Here is a 6,180-nt window from a genome sequence, read left to right as displayed (position 1 = left end):
CAGGCGGGACGGGCGGCGGTGCTCTCGGGCTCCTGCTCGCGCGCCACGCGGGGGCAGGTGGCCCAGCATGTCGCGCGCGGCGAGCCGCGGCTGGAGATCGACCCCGAGGCGGTGATCGCCGGCCAGGCCACGCCGCGCGCCGCCGCCGACTGGGCCCTGGCCCAGCCCGGCCTGCCGCTGGTCTATTCCTCGGCCGACCCGCAGGCGGTGCGGGCGGTTCAGGACCGGCATGGCGGCGATCTGGTCGCCCACAGGCTCGAAGCCTTCTTCGCCGAGACGGCGCGGCTGCTGGTCGCGGGCGGCGTGACGCGGCTGATCACCGCCGGCGGCGAGACCTCGGGCGCGGTGGTCGAGGGGCTGGCCCCCGGCGCGCTGGAGATCGGCCCCGAGATCGCGCCGGGCGTTCCCGCAATGCGCGCGGGCGAGGCTCTGGTGCTGGCGCTGAAATCGGGCAATTTCGGCGCCCCCGACTTCTTTGCCGCCGCCGCAGCGGTGCTGGCCGGCGAGACGGTGGCCGCATGACCGAGGAAGCCCGGCTGCGCGAGCGCATCTGCGCTCTGGCATGCTCGATGTTCGAGCGCGGGCTGACGCATGGCTCGACCGGCAACATCTCGGCGCGGACGCCGGATGGCGGGCTGCTGGTCAGCCCGACCGGCACCAGCTTCGGCCGGCTCGACCCGGCGCGGCTGGCGCGCTTCGACGCGCAGGGCCGGCAGATCGGCGGCGACAGGCCCACCAAGGAGATGCCGCTGCACGCCGCCTTCTACGAGACGCGCAGCCGGACGGCGGCGGTGGTGCACCTGCATTCCTGCCATGCGGTGGCGCTCTCGACCCTGCCGGACGCCGATGCCGAGGATTTCCTGCCGCCGCTGACCCCCTATGCCTTCATGCAGCTGGGCCGGGTGCGGCTGCTGCCCTATTTCCGGCCCGGCGACCCGGCCATCGGCGATGCGGTGCGGGGGCTGGCGGGCCGGCGCTCGGCGGTGATGCTGGCCAATCACGGCCCGGTGGTGGCCGGCCTGGACCTGGAAGGCGCCTGCAACGCCATCGAGGAGCTCGAGGCGACGGCGCGGCTGGCGCTGCTGCTGCGCGGGACCACGCCCAACCGGCTGAGCCCCGCGCAGGTGGCGGAACTGGTGCGGCTGCATGACATCGCCTGGGAGGGCTGATCTCAGGCACAAAGCGGCGCGGCCCGCGCACCAAGTGCCGCCACCGCCTCCCGCGGCGACAGCAGCAGCAACAGCCCGCGCCTGCCGCCGTTGATCGCCACCTCGGCGCAATCCATCGCCCCGGCCTCGAACAGGGTCGGCACCGGGCGGCGCTGGCCGAAGGGGCTGATGCCGCCGGTATGGTAGCCGGTCAGGCGCTCGGCCTTGCCCACGGGCATCATCGCCGCCGCCTTGCCGCCGAAACCCGCGGCGACGCGCTTCATCGACAGGCTGCGGTCGCCCGGCACCACCGCGCAGGCCGGCCGGCCGTCCACCTCGACCATCAGCGTTTTCAGAAGCTGGCCGGGCGGCAGGCCGATGGCCTCGGCCGCCTGCAGGGCCACGCGCTCGGAGCCCGGGTCGTAGCGGTACTCGACCGGGCGGAAGGCCACGCCGGCGCGGCGCAGGAACAGGGTGGCGGGGGTGCCGGTGCTCATGATGCGGCCCTTTGCGCGGGCGCCGGGGCGCGGATGTTGATGTAGTTTCCGACCAGGATCAGCGCCGCGCCGGCGACGACCGCCAGGCCGATGGGTTCGTCGTAAAGCAGCAGCCCGACGATGGCGATGACCGGCAGGCGCAGGAAGTCGAAGGGCATGACCAGCGTCGCCGGCGCGACGCGCAGCGCGTTGACGATGCAGAAATGCGCCGCCAGCCCGGTGGTGCCCAGCAGCGCCACCCAGGGCGCCGCCGCGGAGGAGGGCAGGGTGATCCGCCCGTCGAAGCCCGCACAGCCAAGGCCCATCAGCGCCTGGCTGACCGACATCCACCACAGGATGCAGACGGGATCGACCACCGCCGTCAGCTTCTTGGTGCAGATATAGGTCAGCGCGAAGCCGATCGCCGCCAGCGCGGCCGAGATCAGCCCGGGCGACAGGCCCGCAGCGCCGGGCTGCGCGACCAGCAGGATACCCAGGAAGCCCAGCAGGGCCGAGAACGCCCGCACCATGGTCAGCCGCTCGGCCAGAAGCAGCGGCGAAAGCAGCAGCACCCAGAGCGGCGCGGTGAATTCCAGCGCGAAGACCTGGGCCAGCGGAATGGTGAAAAGCGCGTGGAACCACAGGTTCTGCGCGATGAAATGCGCGCCGTTGCGCAGCAGCTGCAGTCCCGGACGCTGCAGCGTCACCACCTGCCAGCGGCCGCGCAGCGACAGCGCCGCGGCCAGGATCGCCATCCCGATCAGCGAGCGCCAGGCCAGGATCTCGAAAGTGTCGAGCTCGTGCGAGACCTTGCGCCCGGCGATGGCCATGAGGGTGAAGGAGGCGACCGCCCCCATCATCCAGCCGGCGGCCAGCAGCGGCCGGGTCGTTGGCGCGGCGCTCATCGCAGGATCGGGGGCGTGGTGACGGCCATCGGCTGGGCTCCTTTCCCTCGGGGCACAGGGCTAGCGGATCGGCCGGTGGCGGGCAAGCGGGGCAGGGCAAGCGGAGCGGCGGCAATCACCTTGTCGCGCGCACCGCCACGCGGCTTTTGACAAGCGGCCGGCGTCGGCCCTATCCTTGGTCCCGAGGATGGAACTGCGGAGGCGAACCATGCTCAAGACCATCGGACTGAGCGCGATCCTGATGATCCTGGCTGCGCCCGGCCTGCCAGCCGGGGCGGCACAGGCTGCGGGCGGGGTCAGCGTGACCTATGTTGCGCCCGAGACGTTCCGCGACCGGGAATTCCGCCGCGAGCGCGACCGCCGTTCGGTGCTGGCCGAGTTCGACAGATGGTTCGCGGAACTGGGCGCGCGCCACCTGCCGCCCGGCCAGAGCCTGCGCGTCGAGGTGCTCGACATCGACCTGGCCGGCGAGTTCGAGCCCTGGCGCACGGGCTGGCAGGACGTGCGCATCCTGCGCGACACCACCCCGCCGCGCATCCATCTGCGCTATTGGCTGTCGCAGGACGGCCGGGTGATCCGCAGCGGCGAGGAACGGCTGAGCGACATGCACTATCTCTGGAACCCGCGCGGCAGCGGCGGCGACCGCCGCTTCGTCCATGACCGCCTGCTGCTGGAAGGCTGGTTCCGCAAGACCTTCGCCGCGCCCCGGCAGGCGCCGCGGGCCGGCGACCTTACCGGCTGACGGGGAAGCGGCATGGCCGAGATCGCCGTCACCAAGGAAGGCAACCGCTATGTCGCCCGCATTCCGGGCATCGAGGCCGAGGCCGAGATCACCTTCACCCGCCGCGGCCCCGCGGTCATTAGCGCCGATCATACCGGCGTGCCCGAACCCATGGCCGGGCGGGGCGTGGCGCGGGCGCTGCTGGATTTCATGCTGCAGGATGCACGGCAGAACGGCTTCCGCATCGTCCCGCTTTGCCCCTATGTGCGGGGACAATATGCCCGCCACCCGGAATGGGCCGACCTGTTCACCCTGGCGCCGGGCGAGGATCCCTAGGCCCCCCGCAGGCTGGCCGCGAAGCCGCCCAGGAAATCGCGCAGCGCCTCACGGGTCCTGTCGTCGGTCAGGTTGCCCTGGTCGTCGAAGACCGATCCGGCGCGCGACACCATCAGCCGGCCCTCGGTCCACAGCGCGGCCTTCAGCGTGCGCAGCACCGGCAGCCAGTGGCTTTGCGCCAGGATGGTGCCGAAGCCGCCGGGCGAGGCGCCGATCACCGCCACCGGCTTGCCGACGAACATGGCCAGGCCCTCGCCGCGCGACATCCAGTCGATGGCGTTCTTGAACACGCCGGGGACGCCGTTGTTGTATTCCGGCGTCACCAGCAGCAGCCCGTCCGCCTCTGCCAGCTGCGCCTGCAGGGTGCGGACGGCGGCGGGCAGGCCCGAGGCTGCCTCGAGATCGGCGTCGTAAAGCGGCACCTCGCGGATCGAGCCGATCTGGATCCGCGTGCCTTCGGGCGCGACATCGGCGGCGGCGCGCAGCAACCCGGCGTTGAACGAGGCGCGGCGCAGGCTGCCGCTGAGGCCCAGAATCGTCTTGGTCATGGGTTTCCCTTTCCTGGCTGGGCCGATTACGCCCGATGCCCGGCATGCGGGCAAGCCCCGTGACGGCAATTCCCGGCCGGCGCCGGCACGCGGCCCTTGCCTTGCGGGCATTTGTGGCCTCTGCTGGGGCCGAACCGGGCGGCCCTCCGCCGATGGCCGGTCGGGAAATTCATTGAGGAATTGTCGCCATGTCCGCGAAAACCCGAAAATATGTCATCGTGCCCGAGGACAACGTCTTCAACGAGGGGATGGAGACCAGCAGCTTCCGGTTGTTTCGCACCATGCACCGGCGGCTTTTCGGCAGGAAGGAGGGGGCGCGTATCGCCAGCAGCATGCCCAAGGGCGCCGAGCATGGCGATCGCTCGCCGACCCGGCCGCCGCTGCGCATCCTGGAAACCGAGGTCGGCCGTATCCGGCTGATCGATTCCATCGGCGAGGACGAGGCCTCGCTGGTCCGCATGACGCCCGAGCAGGCCTTCGTCCTGCAGCGCGCCTATCCCGGCCTGCGCATCCGGCCCGAGCTGCGGCTCTATCCGCTGCGCTTCGGGCAGGTGAACATCATCCGCCAGCAGGCCAAGCCGGCGGCCTTCCGCTCGGCCAAGTCGCTGGCCCTGCGCTGCGTCGATGCCGAAACCGGCCGGCCGGTGGCCGGTGCGCATGTCGTCATCGTGCTGAACCGGCGGCGGGGCTTCGGCATCTCCGAGGTCAGGACCGACGCGCAGGGCTGGTTCCGCACCGCCTTGCCGGCCGGGCAGACCAGCATCGATGCCATCATCTGCGCGCCGCTTTCGGGCTATTGGCCGGGCGGGCTGGAGGCGGTGCCGGTCGCGCCCGAAGGCGAGACCGGGGTGACCCTGGCCGTGCCGCCCATCGCCGAGGATTTCCCCGATGCGCTGGCCCGCATGGTGAAGCCGGCGAAGAAGCGCGACGGCATGGGCGTCAAGCTGGCGGTGATCGACACCGGAATCGACCCGGCGCCCGGGCTGAACGTGGTGAAGGGCCTGAACACCACCGGCACCGAGCCCGCCGACGAATGGTTCGACAATGGTGCGGGCCACGGCACCCATGTCGCCGGCATCGTCGCCCGCATCGCGCCCGAGGTGGAACTGCACGCCTATCGCGTCTTCGAGAAGGGCGAGGGCGGCGCCAGCGAATTCGCCATCGCCCGCGCCATCCGCCAGGCGGTCGAGGACGGCTGCGACATCATCAACATGAGCCTTGGCCAGTCCTCGGAACCGATCGCCATCTCGCGCGAGGTGCGGCGGGCGCGGGCGCTCGGCGTGGTCTGCGTGGCGGCGACCGGCAATGACGGCATGGCGCCGGTTTCCTATCCGGCGCGTTCGGCGGCCGTCCTGGGGGTTTCGGCGGGCGGCGTGCTGGACAGCTGGCCCGAGGGGGCGATCACCGGGCGCAACGTCGCCACGAAGCCCAGCCCGGTCGGGGACCGCTTCTTTGCCCGATTCAGCAATATCGGCCCCGAGGTGGACTTTATCGGACCGGGCGTTGGTATTATATCTTGGGTCGATGCAAAGTCCAAAGGGGTGATGGACGGCACCTCGATGGCTTGTCCCGCAATCGCGGGGCTGATTGCCAGGCTGCTGTCGCAAAACCCGGAAATCATGTCGGCCGAACGCAACCAGCAACGTTCGGACGACATTGTAAGGATGGCGAACAGCCACGCAGCGCCGATCGGTTTCGGCAAGGAATATGAAGGTGCTGGACTGATCGAATAGGTTTTGGGCGATGAAGGTGCAACGCAAACAGGATGAAAGCTTCGTGCTGGTCTATTCCGACGACCGCGACCCCTCGCGCGAGGAAACGGCCGAAGCTCTGGACCAATTGAAGCCCCTGACGGCCGAGGAAGTGATTCCCGGAACGATTCGCGTCACAGGCCCGCGGCGCGAGGTCGAGAAATGCATGGGTGCGCTGGATCACTGGCGCCTGTCGCGGGAAAAGATCTTCCGGCTGGATCCGCCCTGCAAGGCGCTGCGCTGATCCGCCCGCCGGAAAGCTGAAGCTTCGGTCGGTCCGGTCGGGGCTTGCGAC

Annotated in this window: 9 protein-coding genes; 6 read left to right on the top strand and 3 right to left on the bottom strand. The window is 70.7% G+C overall.

Annotation, left to right across the window (positions count from 1 at the left end):
- Both I9P22_RS13195 and otnC read left to right on the top strand, forming a co-directional pair.
- Nucleotides 1-522 (top strand): nucleotide-binding domain containing protein (locus tag I9P22_RS13195; protein ID WP_332909028.1); only part of this gene is annotated, 522 nt, incomplete at its 5' end.
- Entirely contained in the window at nt 519-1,169 is a 651-nt protein-coding gene (gene otnC / locus I9P22_RS13190; protein ID WP_199259951.1) for a 3-oxo-tetronate 4-phosphate decarboxylase, read from the top strand. The genes I9P22_RS13195 and otnC, both read left to right, overlap by 4 nt.
- A gap of 2 nt (nt 1,170-1,171) precedes the next feature.
- Here the strand turns inward: otnC and I9P22_RS13185 are convergent, their stop codons facing one another.
- On the bottom strand, nt 1,172-1,645 hold the full coding sequence (locus I9P22_RS13185) for a YbaK/EbsC family protein (protein WP_199259950.1): 474 nt from the start codon (nt 1,643-1,645) through the stop codon (nt 1,172-1,174).
- Complete coding sequence (locus tag I9P22_RS13180) at nt 1,642-2,529, bottom strand: DMT family transporter (RefSeq protein WP_199259949.1); 888 nt, start codon at nt 2,527-2,529, stop codon at nt 1,642-1,644. The genes I9P22_RS13185 and I9P22_RS13180 overlap by 4 nt, the downstream gene beginning before the upstream one ends.
- Before the next feature lie 208 nt (nt 2,530-2,737).
- Between I9P22_RS13180 and I9P22_RS13175 the strand changes: the two genes are divergently transcribed.
- Nucleotides 2,738-3,271, top strand: coding sequence for a DUF3016 domain-containing protein (locus I9P22_RS13175; protein ID WP_233253373.1), 534 nt, complete (start codon nt 2,738-2,740; stop codon nt 3,269-3,271).
- Between the two features lie 12 nt (nt 3,272-3,283).
- Nucleotides 3,284-3,586 (top strand): GNAT family N-acetyltransferase, encoded by a 303-nt coding sequence (locus I9P22_RS13170; protein WP_199259948.1) that lies wholly within the window; start codon nt 3,284-3,286, stop codon nt 3,584-3,586.
- On the opposite strand, the gene I9P22_RS13165 is transcribed toward I9P22_RS13170, so the two are convergent.
- On the bottom strand, nt 3,583-4,134 hold the full coding sequence (locus tag I9P22_RS13165) for an NADPH-dependent FMN reductase (RefSeq protein WP_199259947.1): 552 nt from the start codon (nt 4,132-4,134) through the stop codon (nt 3,583-3,585). The genes I9P22_RS13170 and I9P22_RS13165 overlap by 4 nt on opposite strands.
- A 188-nt stretch (nt 4,135-4,322) precedes the next feature.
- Between I9P22_RS13165 and I9P22_RS13160 the strand changes: the two genes are divergently transcribed.
- The gene (locus I9P22_RS13160) at nt 4,323-5,867 is read left to right on the top strand and encodes a S8 family serine peptidase (protein WP_199259946.1); all 1,545 of its coding nucleotides are present in this window, start codon (nt 4,323-4,325) and stop codon (nt 5,865-5,867) included.
- A 16-nt stretch (nt 5,868-5,883) separates the two neighbouring features.
- Entirely contained in the window at nt 5,884-6,129 is a 246-nt protein-coding gene (locus I9P22_RS13155; RefSeq protein WP_199259945.1) for a hypothetical protein, read from the top strand.
- Nucleotides 6,130-6,180: the final 51 nt, after the last annotated feature.

The organism is Paracoccus binzhouensis (genome assembly GCF_016446475.1).
Lineage (GTDB): Bacteria > Pseudomonadota > Alphaproteobacteria > Rhodobacterales > Rhodobacteraceae > Paracoccus > Paracoccus binzhouensis.
The sequence above is the reverse complement of the archived record's forward strand: the minus strand, read 5'-3'. Positions and strand labels throughout refer to the sequence as shown.

Excerpts from the sequence above, each read along its gene's own strand:
- otnC (WP_199259951.1), top strand. The coding sequence starts at position 519 with ATGACCGAGGAAGCCCGGCTGCGCGAGCGCATCTGCGCTCTGGCATGC.
- I9P22_RS13185 (WP_199259950.1), bottom strand. The coding sequence starts at position 1,645 with ATGAGCACCGGCACCCCCGCCACCCTGTTCCTGCGCCGCGCCGGCGTG.
- I9P22_RS13180 (WP_199259949.1), bottom strand. The coding sequence starts at position 2,529 with ATGAGCGCCGCGCCAACGACCCGGCCGCTGCTGGCCGCCGGCTGGATG.
- I9P22_RS13175 (WP_233253373.1), top strand. The coding sequence starts at position 2,738 with ATGCTCAAGACCATCGGACTGAGCGCGATCCTGATGATCCTGGCTGCG.
- I9P22_RS13170 (WP_199259948.1), top strand. The coding sequence starts at position 3,284 with ATGGCCGAGATCGCCGTCACCAAGGAAGGCAACCGCTATGTCGCCCGC.
- I9P22_RS13165 (WP_199259947.1), bottom strand. The coding sequence starts at position 4,134 with ATGACCAAGACGATTCTGGGCCTCAGCGGCAGCCTGCGCCGCGCCTCG.
- I9P22_RS13160 (WP_199259946.1), top strand. The coding sequence starts at position 4,323 with ATGTCCGCGAAAACCCGAAAATATGTCATCGTGCCCGAGGACAACGTC.